This window comes from Brenneria populi (assembly GCF_036016195.1).
Lineage (GTDB): Bacteria > Pseudomonadota > Gammaproteobacteria > Enterobacterales > Enterobacteriaceae > Brenneria > Brenneria populi.
The window spans coordinates 136040-153244 of sequence record NZ_JAYWTM010000004.1; the positions used below are offsets into that span (position 1 = coordinate 136040).

Genomic DNA, 17205 nt, shown 5'->3' on the forward strand with positions numbered 1-17205 from the left:
TTAACGCTTTTTTCATTACGATTTCCTTTTTTGAACATGAAGTACTTCAGGGTGAGGCATCGTCACTACGACCATACCCCGTCCTTCATTCCGGTCGGGACTATAGCAAAAAGATCCTGTTTTACCATTGACCTACCGATACTGGGATCCTCCCAGTCATGAGTTACAGGTGTATGGCGGTTAAATAACTATCCTAAACACCATCATCCCCAAGCCCAATTCTTGCAACATTATTAAAAATAGCAAGATCCATACACACTAGACAACGAAGATCCCAGTAAAAAAACAGACTTCTTTAACCAAACTGACAAGGGGGAAAACCAAAACACCCTATTTATCAAAACAATATGAGGATTTTCCCTTTAAAAACAAGAGCGCCAGATATTTCCTAATCTGGCGCTCTTATCTAACATAGTCCTAACCGACAAATCGTCATCCGCAACCGCAAACAGCCATCGACAGATCCCGTCTGCGCGGGAATGACGGAAAGAAGGCGCGAACATCACGCCCTTCTTTCCCGGAATGATATTACTCCAACCACTCGGTATGGAATACGCCTTCTTTATCCGTACGTTTATAGGTATGCGCGCCAAAGTAATCGCGCTGCGCCTGGATAAGATTAGCGGGCAGCACCGCGGAACGGTAGCTGTCGTAATAGGCGATGGCGGCGGAGAACGTCGGGGTCGGGATACCATGCTGCACGGCATAGGCTACCACATCACGCAGCGCCTGTTGGTATTCATCCGCCACTTTTTTGAAGTACGGCGCCAACAGCAAATTGGCGATATCGGCGTTTTGCTGGTAGGCATCGGTGATGGTTTGCAGGAATTGCGCCCGGATAATGCAGCCCGCGCGGAAAATCTTGGCGATCTCGCCATAGTTAAGATCCCAGTTGTTTTCCGCCGATGCCGCTTTCAACTGAGAGAAGCCCTGCGCATAAGAGACGATCTTGCCCAGATACAGCGCACGGCGAACTTTTTCCACGAACTCCGCCTTATCGCCGCTGAACGGCTGAGCAACCGGCCCGCTCAGCACTTTTGACGCCGCGACGCGCTGATCCTTCAAAGAAGAGAGGTAACGGGCAAACACCGACTCGGTGATTAGCGACAGCGGCTCGCCCAGATCCAGCGAGCTTTGGCTGGTCCATTTACCGGTGCCCTTATTCGCGGCTTCATCCAGAATAACATCCACCAGATACTTACCGTCTTCATCTTTCTTGGTGAAGATATCGGCGGTAATTTCAATCAAATAGCTGCTCAGCTCACCTTTATTCCATGCGGAGAAGGTGGACGCCAGCTCTTCATTGCTCAGGTTCAGCGCCTGCTTCAACAGCGCATAGGCTTCGGCGATCAGCTGCATATCGCCATACTCAATGCCGTTATGCACCATCTTCACATAGTGGCCCGCGCCATCCGCGCCGATATAGGCCACGCAAGCCTCGCCATCGGCGCGCGCGGCGATTTTCTCCAGAATCGGCGCCACCAGCTCATAGGCTGCTTTTTGACCGCCGGGCATAATAGAAGGGCCTTTCAGCGCGCCCTCCTCGCCGCCGGAAACACCGGTGCCGATGAAATTGAATCCTTCAGCGGACAGCTCTCGATTGCGGCGAATGGTATCTTTATAAAAGGTATTGCCGCCGTCGATCAGGATATCGCCCTTCTCCAGATAGGGTTTCAGCGATTCAATGGTTTTATCGGTCGCTTCCCCGGCTTTAACCATCAGCAGTATACGACGCGGTCTTTCCAGAGATGCAACAAACTCTTCAACGCTGTAGTAAGGAGCCAGTTTTTTACCCGGATTTTCTGCGATCACTTCGTCAGTTTTATCTGAAGAGCGGTTAAAAATGGAAACGGTATAGCCGCGGCTTTCAATATTAAGCGCCAGATTGCGCCCCATCACCGCCATACCGACAACGCCAATTTGCTGTTTGGACATTAAAGCAACTCCTGTTTGAAGGATAACCTGCCCGCGGTACGCATCATACCCCGCCGGCAATCAAAAGCAGGCCAACATGGTAACTCAGCTTACGGCGGGTGAATAGTGATTGGTTTGATAGCGGGAATAGTCCCTGACTAACCAACCAAACGCCGTGTTTGTTTCCGCCGCTTGCTGAGATTTCTCCCATTACGTAGTATGCACCTCAAAGACCCATCTCTCCCTCGACCCAGAGGCCTCTGCATCTAATGTAAGAAGGAGAATTTCATGAGTGCGAAACTTTATCAGCTAAAGGTCAGCCTTATCGGCATTAAACCTGCCGTCTGGCGACAGTTCACCGTACCTTCTTCTATTACTCTCGATCGTTTACATGACGTACTGCAAATCGTGATGGGCTGGGAAGATAGTCATCTTCACCAATTCGCCTGCGGTAAAAAACGGTTTACCGAACAACCGCAAGACGCCTCGCAGGGTGAAGAGGAAGGTCTATTCCGCCTCAACGCACTACTCAAGCGCAAAGGCGATAAGCTGATTTACCTTTATGATTTCGGCGACGATTGGCAACACGAAATTCTATTGGAAAACAGCAACTATAAACCAGACGAATTCGATGCCCCGTTGCTTTGCCTGGACGGCGAGCGCGTGTGCCCGCCGGAGGATTGCGGCGGCGCGCCGGGTTATGAATATTTGCTCGGCATTCTGCAGGATCCGACGCATGAAGATTATGAAGAAACGCTGGAGTGGCTGGGCATTCCCGCCGAACTGCTTGAGGTTGCGCCGGATATTTTCGCAGCATTCGACGCCGATGAAGTCAACGGCAGCTTGGCGCTTTACTTCCGCTGGACAAGAGATCGATGCCGGCCGTGGCTTGACGAGTAACCGCTGCCTGGAGATGCCGGCCGAAGCAACTCCCGATGTTTCCGTCGGGGGTTGCCTTCGCCGGCTGTTCGGCGCATGAAAACGCGCCTAACGATTATTTATACAAAACCCGAACACTGCCGTACCGGCTGCGGCACGGCGTCTTTTATCAGGCTTGCTCTTTCAGCAGCGCTTTGATGCTTTCTTTAAACGCTTTGCCGAATTCCGGGTTGCGCAAACCATAGGAGATGAAGGCCTGCGCATAGCCCAGCTTACGCCCGCAGTTAAAGCTACGGCCCGACATTTGTACCGCATCCACCTGCTGCGTTTTAATCAGCGAGGCGATCGCATCCGTCAACTGAATGCGCCCCCACGCCCCCGGCAGGATCTTATCCAGAATCGGCCAGGCGTCCGCCGTCAGCACATAGCGCCCAACCGCAGAGAGATCGGAGCCTTCGGACGGAGCCAGCGTTGGTTTTTCAACCATTGAAGTAATGGCCGAGGCGTCCCCGGCTTTCACCAACGGCGTTTCACACTCCACCACAGAGTACTCGGGCAGCACCTCATAAGGACGATGCTTCACCAGCACCTGACTATTGCCGCTCTTCTCAAAACGCGAGATCAGCAACGCCAGGTTCTCTTTGGTTTGATCCGCCGTATCCTCATCCATCACCACATCCGGCAGCACCACGACAAAAGGCGCATCGCCGATAATGGGTTTGGCGCAGGTAATCGCGTGACCCAAGCCCAGCGTTTCGCCCTGACGCACGTTCATGATGGTGACGCCTTTCGGACAAATAGACTGAACTTCCGCCAGCAGTTGACGCTTGGCGCGCTCTTCCAATAGGGATTCAAGCTCGAAAGAGGTATCGAAGTGGTTTTCAATCGCATTCTTGGATGCGTGCGTCACCAAAATAATGTCTTTAATGCCGGCATTGGCGCACTCATTAACGATTTTTTCAATTACCGGACGGTCAACCAATGGCAGCATCTCTTTAGGAATAGCTTTGGTAACCGGTAACAAATTCATCCCTAAACCCGCTACAGGGATAACAGCCTTCAATGATGTCATGAGTTGATTCTCTTATTGGATTATTGTCTCTTGGTGGCACCATACGCCGATGGGCCACATATGCCTTTAAGATTACACCTAATCGAAATCGAAGAGATCTCGGATATGCGTTTTTCTGCAACATCGGACAGTTCTGATGCCGCCAACGGCACCGTCATCTCCGCGTCGCTCGCCGGAAGCCGCTTTCGCCCGCTCCTCGGCGCAACCGGCAATCACCCACGGCCAATACAGCAATCCGTTATACGCCGCAATGCCACCCAGCAAGGTGATGTTTCCCCCTTCCTGCAGGCAGCCGACAAACAGCGCCCAGTAGCCGAATTACGTAATATAGTGGGCCAGATAGAGCACAGCGACGCCCTTGTTGCAACAACATAAAACGCCGGTTTTAGCCAGCGTTTTTATTTTGCTACGAAGGTTCAGTTTGACCAAAATTCCGGAAAAAAGCACTTCTTCTACCGTCCAGATACAATCATCGGGAAGATGCTCAGGCTGTGTTTCATTCGCAGCAATAGCCACGGCTTTAGACCAAATAACCCCATACCAGTCTGGATCATTAATCTTTGTCTTCAGGCTGGGAGACGCCTTTAGCGCGTACGCAACATCTTTACGTTGTGCTTTAATGATTTTCTCCCAACTTGAACCACGACGTTACGATTGAAATTTCCATTTCAGCAGGCGAGCAATCAAAATAACCATGCGGCTTACCAACTCCCTTTGTTCGCTCTTACCCACGTCTGCAATCTCCTCTACGATATTCTCGCAGTCGATTTCTGAAAGTTTACCGGAGCGTAAAAGTGCTGCTTGCTCATTGGCCCAGGCCACAACATCCGTCTCGTAACGCGGATGAGTGGTCATTTTTACCTCCGCAGACTCATGAAAGTAATTATTTAATTTTTAACACAAATTTTGATAAGCGGTGATGGGTTTGTCAACAGTCTGTGGTTCACTTTGTCTTCATGTAAAAAAGCGCTAGCCACCTTTACTAACAAGGGCGAGAACCTCTGGATACTATCGCCCGCGCAATATATTCGGCAAACGACTCTGGTGAAGTATGCCGACCACCGTGATGCCATAAGGCGCGAACAAATAATAAATGGTGTGGCTTATATATGAGAAACACCACAATCCCGGAATACCAAGCTCCGCAATATTATCACTGCCCATTTGCCGGTTTTCAGCCAGGCGCTGCAAACAGATCCGCATGCCATGCAGGTATTCGCGGGTTACTATCAAGCCGAACTGTTTTACTGAATGGTTTTTTATTGCGCGAAGATCCTTTCGCGCATCGTCGGTCAACTTATAACGGGGCATCAGAGATCCTTCATCAACTCATCAAACATCTCATCACCATCGTACACCTGACCGGCATTGACCTGTGCGACGGAATGCGCGAGTTTGTCTCGCAGTTGCTGGAGCTTGATCTCCTCATAAGCCAGATAATCATCAACGGACATCACTACCACGGAAGGTTTACCATTCTTGGTGATACTGACTGGCTCGCGCTGCGCTTTCGTGAGTAGTTCTCCAAACTGGGTTTTGGCCTGGTTGGCGGTAAAACTGAACATTTCCCCTCCTAAAAACAGCATGAATCGAACGATTCGAACTTATGTTAAGGCGTTCAGAGTACGTCTGCCAGTTTTTCTTTGGTTATCTTGCATACTATATATCTTTCACCGACCCAAGGACGGATAGAATCAAAAGAACCGATTAAAGAGCCCCCAACCACCACACCGCCATCCCCGCATCAGTAGGCGGGGATCTGCTTTCGCTGACGACTCGGCGCTGTTTGAGACATCCCCTTATGTCAGCCGCGCTCATTAATCCGGCGCACCACATCATACAGAGCGGCGGCTCCACCAATAGCGCAGCAGCAGAACGGCAAGGATAACCAAGCCCAGCCACAATAAGATGGAGAGCTTTTTATCGATGTCGCCGATAACACTTTCAATTACCTGACCGCCGAAATAGCCGAGCATCACAAATACCGAAGCCCAGAGGACGGCGCCAAGAATATTGAGCGGCACGAAGCGCGCGGGAGGAAGCCGTCCGGCGCCGATCAGCGCCGGACCGATAATGCGAAAGCCATACATAAAGCGCACGCCGATAACAAACAGCAGCGGATGACAGGCAATCAGACTCTGGGCGTAGGCAATCCGCTTTTGTTGGCCCTTTAAACGCGAAATAACCCGTTCGCCATAACGGCGCCCGGCGAAATAGAGCAGTTGATCGCCTAATGAACCGCCGGCCGCAACCATGGCAATCACCCACGGCCAATGCAGCAATCCGTTATGCGCCGCAATCCCACCCAGCAAGGTGATGGTTTCCCCTTCCAGCAGGCAACCGACAAACAGCGCCCAGTAGCCGTATTGCGTAATATAGTGGGCCAGATCGAGCATGTTTATTATCAACACCTTATTTCTATATCAAATAAGAGAAAGTATACATTTTCCTAGCTGAATAATTCCCATCAAAATAGATCTCAATCAAAAATATCGTTAATAAATTCTTATTTAAAACGCAATTAGTATAATTGATTTAGTTTAAAGACATAAAAAACAATAAATATAAAATCATACACTATATGATGACAAATTAATTTCAACCACAGACTCTAATTTGTTTATGACCAAACAATTATTACCTGACTTAGTCAGGTAAATATACCCTAACTCACTAATATCTGAAGAACCGTCTTTAATTACACCAATCAAATTACAAGTGATTTTTATTATATCAGTGTTATTATTCATTAAAACCATAGCTGAATCAACATTAGTTCTAAAAAATCGATCCTTCCATGTAGCTGAGATAAGAATAAAGTTGCCCGATGTTAAATGTCCAAACTTAAACTTATTATTGGGCTGTATTGTAAACGAGTTAAACTCAACAGGATATTTATTACTAGGCATACCGGAAAAGAGAAGAGGAAATACTTGTTCTGTGCCGTGCACAACAGATGAAAAATCGCCTAAATTTACTATACGATTTCCATAAATGGTTGCAGTTTTCGCGGCAAAGCTATCTATTGAAATAGCTACTTCTCTTTTTCCTTCGAATAGATTATTTGTAACTTGGGAATCTAAGCACTTATTTCCAACGTATATACCAACAAATCCATCGTCTTTTTCTCCCGAGAAATCGAATCGATTGTCAATAATACTACAACCCAAACCATTAATAGAGATCATAGGAGGATTAGAATGTTCTGGCTGTACTATTCCTTTCCAATATACATTTTGGACAACAACACTATCACTACCAGAGACTAAAGCGGGACCAGACAACCATGAAGTCCCTCCAGTTATTTGAATATTTCTTCCTGACACCAACTGCCAAACACCACGTAATTGTGCATTGTTTATAACAAGAGGCCCCATTCTGGAATCATATTTAAAATAGCAACCTCGTGAACCAAGACTTGATATTAACGTAGGTGAGTTAAAAACTAGTAATTGGTTATCGTCATCAGAAGATCTTCTAATCATATGAAACATAAAGAGATCTTTTCTTGCCCACGTTAACTCAGGACAGTCAAATGTTACTCCTCGAGTTCCAAGTATCGTTGAAGGAATGGAATCCGCATCATGGCTTTCTATCTTAGAGGAGACAAAGAAAACATGCCGGGTTCTTTTCTGTATCTGCATAAGTTGAGGGCATGATTCAATATGAAAACCGTAAAACCTGACAGCATTTGTACCATCATCAGGGCTATCCCCTGGCCCTATAAGCAAGCCAGGAATAGGGTTATGAAGATCACGAAAATTGCCACACTCCATAATACGCAAGTTGGTAAAATCACTATCCCAAACGTTCCCGAGCCAAAGACCAACTCCATCCATATAACGGCAAACGACGTCATTCAGAGTAAAATAACTAGCCTCTTTTATTTTTATCCCACCAACTCCGATCGGCGGATGACTATAATTAAGAGCACTTTTATTTTGATATCCACACCCGATAGTCATATTTTCAATACCAGACTGAAACAAACGACTATCAGACATATCTGTTGTTGTGAAACAAAATTTAGCATCACTTTTTGGAATAATTCGAGTAGCAAACTTCCCCTGTCCGCGATATTTTATACCAGAAAAAAATGGTACATCCCCAATAAGATATGTACCATTTCCAAATACAACCTCTGCATATGAAGTAGTAGCATCATTATATGCGGAAGAACGCGCTCCATTGATAGATGTGACCGCGGCCATGACCGCAGAAGTTGAGTCCCGATTTCCTGTTGGATCAGCCCCAAAACCATCTACAAAGACAGATACTATTGCGTCTTGTACCGTCCCCCGTTGTCTTAGAGGTATCAGCTCAGCACCACGCCCAACGCCAACGCTTGTGATTTGTTCCTTTAAAGACATATCGTCATTTTGATCAATACTAGTATTGTTTACTGAGTTAGCCTTAGACACTAGGCCAAAAAAAGACAATGGAAGTAGCTTTTTTAGTATTCCTCTTCGTGAAAAATCCGACATTCAGACACCTCTATAGAAATTACATCACATGAAAAACATACTAAGTAACTTATATTAAGTCATAGAAAAGGTCATCTATCTGATGAACATATTGATATCGGATTATTTTCATTAAAGGTAAATTATCTACATTGTAGATTAAATGTATGCACTTCATAATATTTATTAATTATAGAGCATTTTTTACCTATTACAAAATCAATATCTCCTTTAGTGGAGAATATATTAAGATTATAACTCGCTCCTTCATTAAAAACAGGATTGAATAAATATGATGTCGATATTAAAGATATGAGAAATATACAAATAATCTTTGTTAGCTGTATTCTCATCCCTCTTCCTTTTCCAGAAATAAAACCATCCATGTTGATAACAAGAAATGGAACAAAATAAAACCCAACTCTAATTAAAACACTAGAAAACCTGCTTATAAACAGCATGTAAATTGCGCATAACGATAAAGATAGATCCGCATATTTTCGTTTTAGTATAAATAAAGTAAAAAACATCAATGCATATACGAATATAATTTTTGATGACATTATAAATTCAAATATACCCATTTGCTTATCAACTAAAATCGTACCGTATTGAGTTATTTTCTCACCGATGAACGGAAGAAATGAAAGCGTAGTAGGATAATAAATTGAATATATAATTACTGTTGCTACCACAGTCGCAACAACAATAAATCTTGATGTATTTTCGCCCGTCTTCCTTGTTATTATATGGTAGGGTAAAAGCATTATCGCAAATAAATGAAAGAATGACGCGAGTATACACAAAAAAGGAAACGCTTTACCTTTCCCTCTTTTTTCAAAAACTAAACCAATCATAACTATACATATTGCAAGACATTGTCTAAACCATTCACTTAATATATATATACTAAAGAATGAGAATATAGCAAAAAAAGCAAATGTGGGACTTTTTAAACTGTTGCAAAAGTAATATATTGATGAGTATATAAAAATAAACGATACTGTAAGGAATTGTAAAAATGAAAAACCTAACCAAGAAAAAAACTTCATGATCCAAAAAAGACCAGGCTCTGTGAAGAAGAATGGTTGATAACCATCACTCAAAGAATTATTATAAACCTCCATGTAGTTCATCCAATCATACCCATAACAAAAATTAAAGCTAAAGTATGTTGCTATGGATATAAAAAGAGCGTTAAACAAAAGTCGGTTTTCTATTATAGATGCGATAGCCAACGTTAAAGATATTATAAAAAAAACCATCCTTTACTCCCATATGCTAAATGCTAAAAACCAATAGCATAAAAAATAATATCTTTTCATATCTAAAAAGACATTGACAATAATTTATTTTTCAAGCATACCTGTATGCAAAAACATGCATACAGGCTAACACACTATACTCAAGGTGTTTTTATTTCAAGTTATTTTTAACATCCAACAATAAGTCTAGTACAAAAGTATTCTGCCAATTATTTTAATACAGTTCACCAATAGTTGGCCATGAATATGAAACTAGCTTATTGGATGGGAAAATACTACGTTAGAATGATAAAAATTAACGCGCTGCTCTATTATTAGAGTCAGTAAAGTAAACCACATTTTTCAATTAATCTGAACCGAAAAGATCGCGAGTATAGATTTTTTCCGACACATCAGCGAGTTCCGATGCCATACGGTTGGAAAGAATTACATCTGAGATCTGTTTAAACTCCACCAAATCGCGAATTACGCGCGAACGGAAGAAACTCTCTTCCTTTAGTTCAGGCTCATAGACGACGACTTCGATTCCTTTAGCCTTAATCCTTTTCATTACGCCTTGAATCGCCGACGCGCGAAAATTATCAGACCCGCTTTTCATAACTAAACGGTATACACCGACAATTCTTGGATTCTGGTTAATAATTGAATCCGCAATAAAGTCCTTACGAGTTCGGTTGGCTTCAACAATAGCGTTAATAAGGTTATTAGGTACGCTTTCATAATTAGCCAACAGCTGCTTGGTATCTTTCGGTAAACAGTAACCGCCATAACCGAAGGATGGATTATTGTAATGATCTCCAATACGCGGATCTAAACCGACCCCCTCTATAATCTGCTTGCTATCCAGACCGTTTGTTTGCGCATAGGTATCCAGCTCATTAAAGTAAGCCACGCGCATGGCGAGATAAGTATTGGCAAACAATTTAATCGCTTCGGCTTCTGTGGCATCGGTAAGAAGCACAGGGACATCTTTTTTTATCGCACCTTGCAACAGTAATTGAGCGAACTTTTCAGCTCGCGTGGAACGCTCGCCAACGACAATCCGAGACGGATAAAGATTATCGTAAAGAGCCTTTCCCTCGCGCAAAAACTCTGGTGAGAATAAAATATTATCCGTACCATATTTTTTACAGATCTGTTTGGTATATCCAACCGGGACGGTAGACTTAATAATCATCACCGCACCAGGGTTAATCGCTAACACATCCTTAATAACCGCCTCAACAGACTTTGTATTAAAATAGTTGGTTTTGGGATCATAGTCCGTTGGTGTCGAGATAATAATAAAATCAGCATTTTCATAAGCTAATTTTTTGTCCAACGTTGCCTGAAAGCAAAGATTTTTATTCACCAAAAAATCTTCAATTTCCTTATCGGCAATTGGGGATTTTTTATTGTTAAGCAGTTCAACTTTTTCAGGAATAATATCAACTGCTACGACTTCATTATGTTGCGCCAATAACATGGCATTAGACAGGCCAACATAACCTGTACCGGCGATTGCTATTTTCATATTTTAATCACATTTATTAAAAATTACACACCAAGTACGAAACAAAAGTTAGCGCCGTACTTCACTATATATACCGAATATCTATCAACAAATGCCTCTGTTTACAATTTTTTGGGGTAGAGATATTATCGAAATTTTTAAAAATCATCTAGACTGTACTAACAACCGAAAAAACCCCCTATAAAAAGAATAATATTATTATCATAGAAAAATGATTTTTATTATATCAAATTATAAATATTCCTCATGTGTATTCATACAGTCATTCAATATACTTTTCAAATTAATGGATGGTTAACTCTATGATTAAGAATCAATCACTATAAATAACATTTATAAATTGATGTAAAGAAAATAATGAAAAATAAGAAACTGTACTTATACTCCAGTGTTAGCCAGTATTTTTAGTTTAAATTAATTGTTATTTAATTTATTTTTCAATAGAAACAGAATGAATATTAACTAACACTTTTTTTCTGATTATCATGCAGGCAAAAATCGCAGTGATAATTAGCTCAGTGACGGAAACAGCCATTGCGACCCCATGAACTCCAAAAAAACTGGTGAAAAAAAACAAATAAGATACATGGCATACCAACCCAATAAAATAGCCTTTCTTTAAATAAAAGCTCAAACCTGCAGGTACGATAATAAGATTCACTAGAATAATAGCCATAGAAATTATAAATTGAGTGATAATCATAATTGTCAACAGACCCGTAATATCATAACCATAACCAAAAATTAGGGTAATGATAAACTTACCGACAATAAGATTACCTAAAAAAGCTATCGATGTTATTCCTAAAAAAATAAAAAATATTTTTAACAATCGATTTCTAATAGCATCAAATTTTTCTACTTTAAATAGAGAGCATACAGGGCTAAAATTCCCCTGTACTATAGGGTTGTAGAGTTGACGTAATACCGCAGCTAGCCTATCAGCTACAGCGTAATGCCCTAATGCAGAATCACCAAATAAAAATTTAACAACAATAGGATTTAAATAAGTAAATCCTAATGTAAATGCTGAAGCAGAAAAATTATGAAAGCTTTCTTTCACCTCATCCTTCATCCTATTCATACTTACAAGTCGTATGTTAAGCCTCACCAGATTACGTTTTCTCAGCAAATATTGAATCATTAATCCAGCAAGTACAGGAGGAAATAACTGAATTACCGCAGCCCAATAAATATCATCAGCACTAGATACAAGTAAAAAAACAAACAGTAATGATCCTGTTCGACAAATTAGGTTAAATACTGCTAGAGTAGAATTACGTCCAATTCCTTGAAACAACCAATTGGCAGTTAACACTGAACTTAGTGATGACGCTAAACCGAAGAAAAATAGAATACTATCAATTCTAGATTGAGTAATAAAAAAATCCATAATACAACCTGCGATCATGACCAACAAGAAAATTATTGTTTTAGCGCATTGTACATTGGAATATACTTTATCAATAACTTTATTATTACCAATATTGACACCGATCTTTCGAGCAGCGGAAAAATTAAAACCGAAATCAACGATAAAAATAGCAATAAAACTAATGGATTGAGCGTAGCTTAATTTACCAAAAAACTCACTACCTAATACTCTGGCAAGATAGGGGAAAGTCAACAATGGTAGAAGCATATTGGATATTTGGATTAGATATAAATAAAAAACTTCCTTCTTTATTCTTCCTTTTTCCATCATAATGTCCACCAGATTAAATAGCTTAGCGTTTTCCTTTCACCATTTCTAGCTCTATACATTAGATTCAACTTGTTAAGAAAACTCATATTATTATCGATCACAGGTCTGAAATAATCAGTTTTTACTTTGTGTCGATGATAAAATGCAGCCAGTTCTTCACGCATTACCGCTGTTCTTTTTCGGGTAACACTGAAACCACGCAAACATAGTAAGCTATCGGGGAGTATACGCCTGCGAGCCATACCGGGAACCCCAACAGTATTATTTCCATGTTGACGATATTTAATCAATGGTCGATCAATATAACAGATTACTCCACAACTAGCGGCAATCATAGCAATCCACCAATCATGCATGCGAATACGTTTAGGGATAGGCTCAAACAGTTGCTTCAATTGACGATTGAACAACATGACACAGCCTGGAATATGGTTACTAACCAAAAAATCTTCGGGATTTACGGCTTTACTAGATTTAATTGATGAACGATAAAACGATGGAGCTATTCTCCCTAAAGTTTCATTGACGATCTCCAGATCAGAGAATGCTAATATGGCTTCTGTAGGGCTAATCAATTCCTGTTTTTTTACCTGCACTAACAGAGCAGACAGCTTTTCAGGATGCCAGTAATCATCCTGATCGCATAAAGCTATATAAGGAGCGTCACAGAGAGAAATTGCTCGATCAAAGTTTCTTAATGCTCCCAGTCCTCCCTTTCCCGGATGGATAATTATTTTTCCCTGTTGATAAAGTGGGTGAGCTTTAACCACCATTAACGTATCATCTTTCGAACCGTCATCACATAAATGAATGATAAAATTCTTATGTGTTTGTTCCGAGATAGAATCCAACTGTTGTTGTATAAAACGCTCACCATTATAGGTTGCCAGAGCAATGTTGATCAGATCGTTGTCTGTCATAGTAATAAACCGCAGATATTAAAAATAAAATGGAATTATGCTGCATCAGGCGTTTTCCCTGATGCACATTAAATCAGTCCAGCTTCGCCACAATGACAGTTAGCGCCTGGCGCCAATCAGACAGAACAACTTCTAACGCTGATATTTTACCGCAGTTCAGCACAGAATAGAGTGGGCGGGCTGCAGGAGTAGGATACTGTTCCGTAGTAATCGCCTTAACTACCGGGGCTTTCTCTAATTTTTCTAATCTTACCGCATTATAAAAAATAGCTTCGGCAAATTCACACCAAGAAACTTCCTTATCACCACAGAAGTGATAAACACCGCCATCAGCATTCTGCTTCAATAAATCAATAATCGCCTGAGCAATATCCCCTGCGTAAGTCGGGCAACCACGCTGGTCGGCAACAATGCCTAACTCATCTCGATCTTTTGCTAAACGCAGCATGGTTTTCACAAAGTTATTGCCATATTCGCTGAATACCCAAGCCGTACGAATGATAATAGCGTCAGGCAGAACGTGAGAAACGGCAATCTCGCCGTCCAGTTTGGTCTTGCCATACACACCCAGCGGGTTGGTTTTGTCGGTTTCTACATAAGGAACCGTAGCGTTGCCGTCAAAAACATAATCCGTCGATACATGAACCAGACGCGCGCCAACCTCCTTAGCAGCCCGCGCCAGATTTTCCGGGCCGGTTTTATTCACCAATGCCGCCAGTTCCGGTTCGCTTTCCGCTTTATCCACCGCGGTGTACGCAGCCGCATTGACAATAGCATCCGGTTGAAACTCTGTTACTGCCGCCAATACCTTCTTATAATCGGTGATATTCAGATCGGCGGTGTCCGTCGCCCATACCTGCCAGCCGGCGGGCAGTCTATCCTGGAAACAGCGGCCAAGCTGGCCGTTTGCGCCCGTCAGTAAAATTTTCATACCGCCAGCTCCTTAAATCGTTTACCTAACTTGTCTTTTTCAGAAAGCAGAGGCTCGGTTACAGGCCATTCGATACCGACGTCCGGATCGTTCCACAGCAGGCAGCCTTCATTTGCCGGGTTGTAATAATCTGTGCATTTATATTCAAAATCAGCCACGTCAGACAACACAACAAAACCGTGCGCCAGGCCAGGCGGGATCCAGAATTGGGTTTTATTCTCTTCTGAAAGGATCACCCCTTCCCAGGCGCCGTAAGTTGGCGAGCCAGGACGAATATCAACAGCGACATCAAAGACTTCACCGCGAACGACCCGCACCAGTTTTCCTTGCGGATTTGATCTCTGGAAATGCAGCCCGCGCAATACGCCTTTAGATGAGCGGGAGTGGTTATCCTGTACAAAATCCAGATCGATATTCAGCATCTCCTGATAACGTCGTTTTTCAAACGTTTCCAAGAAAAATCCTCTTGCATCGCCAAAAACCTTCGGCTGAACGATTTTCACGCCCTCAATACGGGTATCCTTAACCTGCATCTTATTTCTCCCCAATCAAACGGGCCAAATATTGCCCATAATTCGTTTTACTCAAGGCTTTCGCCTCTTCAGCCACTTGTTCTTTGCTCAACCACCCCTTGCGGAAAGCGATCTCTTCCAGACAGGCAACTTTAAACCCTTGGCGTTTTTCGATAGTGTGAACAAACTGCGATGCTTCCATCAGGCTGTCATGCGTGCCGGTATCCAGCCAGGCAAAACCACGTCCTAACTGTTCGACATTCAGCAAACCTTTCTCCAGATACATTTCGTTCAGCGTGGTAATTTCAAGCTCGCCGCGCGCGGAAGGTTTTACCTGTTTAGCCATATCGACGATCCGATCGTCGTAGAAATAGAGGCCGGTTACCGCCCAGTTGGATTTAGGCTTCAGCGGTTTCTCTTCCAGAGAGATCGCCCGATTATTTTTATCGAATTCAACCACGCCAAAACGCTCGGCATCTATCACCTGATAGCCGAATACCGTAGCGCCTTCCGTGCGCGCCGATGCGGCTTCCAGTTTTTGACCGAAGCTTTGACCAAAATAGATATTATCCCCCAGCACCAGGGCACAGCGCTCGCCGTTAATAAACTCTTCGCCAATAAGGAACGCCTGCGCCAGGCCGTCCGGGCTGGGCTGAATAGCGTAGCTGAAATTGACGCCGAACCGGCTGCCGTCGCCCAAAAGTCGTTTAAATGAAGGCATATCTTCCGGCGTGGAGATAATCAGAATATCTCTGATACCGGCCAGCATCAGAACGGAGATGGGATAATACACCATCGGTTTATCATAAATCGGCAACAACTGTTTAGACACGCCGCGGGTAATAGGATGCAAACGCGTTCCGGAACCACCTGCCAATACAATACCTTTCATATTCTTTATCTCTCCTAAATTAACGCGTTAGCCCCAGACGTTCACCGGCATAGGAACCATCTTTAACACGGCGCCACCATTGCTCGTTCACCAAATACCATTCCACCGTTTTGCGAATGCCGCTTTCAAACGTCTCCTGCGGTTTCCAGCCTAATTCGCGGTATATTTTTGACGCATCAATGGCATAACGCATATCGTGACCGGGACGATCGGTAACATAAGTAATCAGATCCTCATATTTACCAATGCCAGCGGGCCGGTTTGGCACCATTTCATCCAGCAGCCGGCAAATAGTCTGCACCACTTCGATATTTTTGCGCTCATTATGCCCGCCGATATTGTAGGTTTCCCCAACAACGCCTTCAGTGACCACTTTGTACAAAGCACGGGCGTGATCCTCCACATACAGCCAATCGCGAATCTGAGCACCATCGCCATATACCGGCAGCGGTTTACCTTCCAGCGCATTGAGAATAATTAACGGGATCAATTTTTCCGGGAAGTGATAAGGACCATAGTTGTTCGAGCAATTGGTCACAATGGTCGGCAAGCCATAGGTGCGCAGCCAGGCGCGGACCAGATGATCGCTGGAAGCCTTAGACGCGGAATAAGGGCTGCTGGGGGAATACGGGGTAGTTTCGGTAAAGAGATCGTCCGTACCATGAAGATCGCCATACACTTCATCGGTGGAGATATGATGGAAGCGAAATGCTTTTTTGGCATTATCGTCCAATGAATTCCAATACTGACGCGTAGCCTCCAATAGCGTATAGGTGCCAACGATATTGGTTTCAATAAATGCGGCCGGGCCGTCAATGGAACGGTCAACATGGCTTTCCGCCGCCAGATGCATCACCGCGTCAGGTTTAAAGGCATTAAAAATACGCTCTAACTCTTTACGATCGCAAATATTTACCTGTTCAAATTTAAAACGCGCGTTATTTGCAATCGGTTTTAATGATTCAAGATTGCCGGCATAGGTCAGGCTATCGACTATCAGAATTTCATCCGTCGTATCATTAATAATATGGCGGGCAACCGCAGACCCAATAAACCCGGCACCACCGGTAACGATAATTTTCATTTTCTATTATCTCATTTTTAATAATGGCTGATAAAAAGAAACTACTCTGATAGCA

The 17205-nt window shown here is 43.3% G+C and carries 15 protein-coding genes and 2 pseudogenes; 1 reads left to right on the forward strand and 16 read right to left on the reverse strand.

Annotation, left to right across the window (positions count from 1 at the left end):
• Nucleotides 1–528: 528 nt before the first annotated feature.
• On the reverse strand, nucleotides 529–1935 hold the full coding sequence (gene gndA, locus VSX58_RS05380; RefSeq protein WP_327617205.1) for an NADP-dependent phosphogluconate dehydrogenase: 1407 nt from the start codon (nucleotides 1933–1935) through the stop codon (nucleotides 529–531).
• A 267-nt stretch (nucleotides 1936–2202) separates the two neighbouring features.
• Here gndA and VSX58_RS05385 point away from each other — a divergent pair, with 267 nt between their 5' ends.
• On the forward strand, nucleotides 2203–2814 hold the full coding sequence (locus VSX58_RS05385; RefSeq protein ID WP_327617206.1) for a plasmid pRiA4b ORF-3 family protein: 612 nt from the start codon (nucleotides 2203–2205) through the stop codon (nucleotides 2812–2814).
• Between the two features lie 148 nt (nucleotides 2815–2962).
• Here VSX58_RS05385 and VSX58_RS05390 read toward each other — a convergent pair whose 3' ends face one another.
• The 15 genes and pseudogenes from VSX58_RS05390 to rffG all read right to left on the reverse strand — a co-directional run bounded on the left by VSX58_RS05390 (nucleotide 2963) and on the right by rffG (nucleotide 17150).
• Complete coding sequence (locus VSX58_RS05390; RefSeq protein WP_327617207.1) at nucleotides 2963–3865, reverse strand: sugar phosphate nucleotidyltransferase; 903 nt, start codon at nucleotides 3863–3865, stop codon at nucleotides 2963–2965.
• Between the two features lie 207 nt (nucleotides 3866–4072).
• A pseudogene (locus tag VSX58_RS05395) lies at nucleotides 4073–4168 on the reverse strand (DedA family protein); the annotation flags it as partial.
• 113 nt (nucleotides 4169–4281) lie between these two features.
• A pseudogene (locus VSX58_RS05400) lies at nucleotides 4282–4720 on the reverse strand (DUF29 domain-containing protein).
• 153 nt (nucleotides 4721–4873) lie between these two features.
• Nucleotides 4874–5176, reverse strand: coding sequence for a type II toxin-antitoxin system RelE/ParE family toxin (locus VSX58_RS05405; protein ID WP_327617208.1), 303 nt, complete (start codon nucleotides 5174–5176; stop codon nucleotides 4874–4876).
• Nucleotides 5176–5430, reverse strand: a complete 255-nt coding sequence (locus tag VSX58_RS05410; protein WP_327617209.1) for a type II toxin-antitoxin system Phd/YefM family antitoxin — start codon at nucleotides 5428–5430, stop codon at nucleotides 5176–5178. Before VSX58_RS05410 ends, VSX58_RS05405 begins: the two co-directional genes overlap by 1 nt.
• A 270-nt stretch (nucleotides 5431–5700) precedes the next feature.
• Complete coding sequence (locus VSX58_RS05415; protein ID WP_327617210.1) at nucleotides 5701–6261, reverse strand: DedA family protein; 561 nt, start codon at nucleotides 6259–6261, stop codon at nucleotides 5701–5703.
• Between the two features lie 174 nt (nucleotides 6262–6435).
• Complete coding sequence (locus VSX58_RS05420; protein WP_327617211.1) at nucleotides 6436–8349, reverse strand: hypothetical protein; 1914 nt, start codon at nucleotides 8347–8349, stop codon at nucleotides 6436–6438.
• A gap of 122 nt (nucleotides 8350–8471) precedes the next feature.
• A complete protein-coding gene (locus VSX58_RS05425; RefSeq protein WP_327617212.1) occupies nucleotides 8472–9593 on the reverse strand; it encodes an EpsG family protein in 1122 nt (373 codons plus the stop codon).
• Nucleotides 9594–9939: 346 nt separating this feature from the next.
• Nucleotides 9940–11106 (reverse strand): nucleotide sugar dehydrogenase, encoded by a 1167-nt coding sequence (locus VSX58_RS05430; RefSeq protein ID WP_327617213.1) that lies wholly within the window; start codon nucleotides 11104–11106, stop codon nucleotides 9940–9942.
• Between the two features lie 430 nt (nucleotides 11107–11536).
• The gene (locus tag VSX58_RS05435) at nucleotides 11537–12811 is read right to left on the reverse strand and encodes an oligosaccharide flippase family protein (RefSeq protein WP_327617214.1); all 1275 of its coding nucleotides are present in this window, start codon (nucleotides 12809–12811) and stop codon (nucleotides 11537–11539) included.
• Nucleotides 12808–13731 (reverse strand): glycosyltransferase family 2 protein, encoded by a 924-nt coding sequence (locus tag VSX58_RS05440; RefSeq protein ID WP_327617215.1) that lies wholly within the window; start codon nucleotides 13729–13731, stop codon nucleotides 12808–12810. Before VSX58_RS05440 ends, VSX58_RS05435 begins: the two co-directional genes overlap by 4 nt.
• Before the next feature lie 73 nt (nucleotides 13732–13804).
• Nucleotides 13805–14662 carry a dTDP-4-dehydrorhamnose reductase gene (gene rfbD / locus VSX58_RS05445; RefSeq protein ID WP_327617216.1) on the reverse strand — a complete coding sequence of 286 codons (858 nt, stop codon included), beginning with the start codon at nucleotides 14660–14662 and terminating at the stop codon, nucleotides 13805–13807.
• Nucleotides 14659–15195 (reverse strand): dTDP-4-dehydrorhamnose 3,5-epimerase, encoded by a 537-nt coding sequence (rfbC, locus tag VSX58_RS05450; RefSeq protein WP_327617217.1) that lies wholly within the window; start codon nucleotides 15193–15195, stop codon nucleotides 14659–14661. Before rfbC ends, rfbD begins: the two co-directional genes overlap by 4 nt.
• A 1-nt stretch (nucleotide 15196) precedes the next feature.
• Nucleotides 15197–16066, reverse strand: coding sequence for a glucose-1-phosphate thymidylyltransferase RfbA (gene rfbA, locus VSX58_RS05455; RefSeq protein WP_327617218.1), 870 nt, complete (start codon nucleotides 16064–16066; stop codon nucleotides 15197–15199).
• Between the two features lie 19 nt (nucleotides 16067–16085).
• Nucleotides 16086–17150, reverse strand: a complete 1065-nt coding sequence (rffG, locus tag VSX58_RS05460; protein ID WP_327617219.1) for a dTDP-glucose 4,6-dehydratase — start codon at nucleotides 17148–17150, stop codon at nucleotides 16086–16088.
• Nucleotides 17151–17205: the final 55 nt, after the last annotated feature.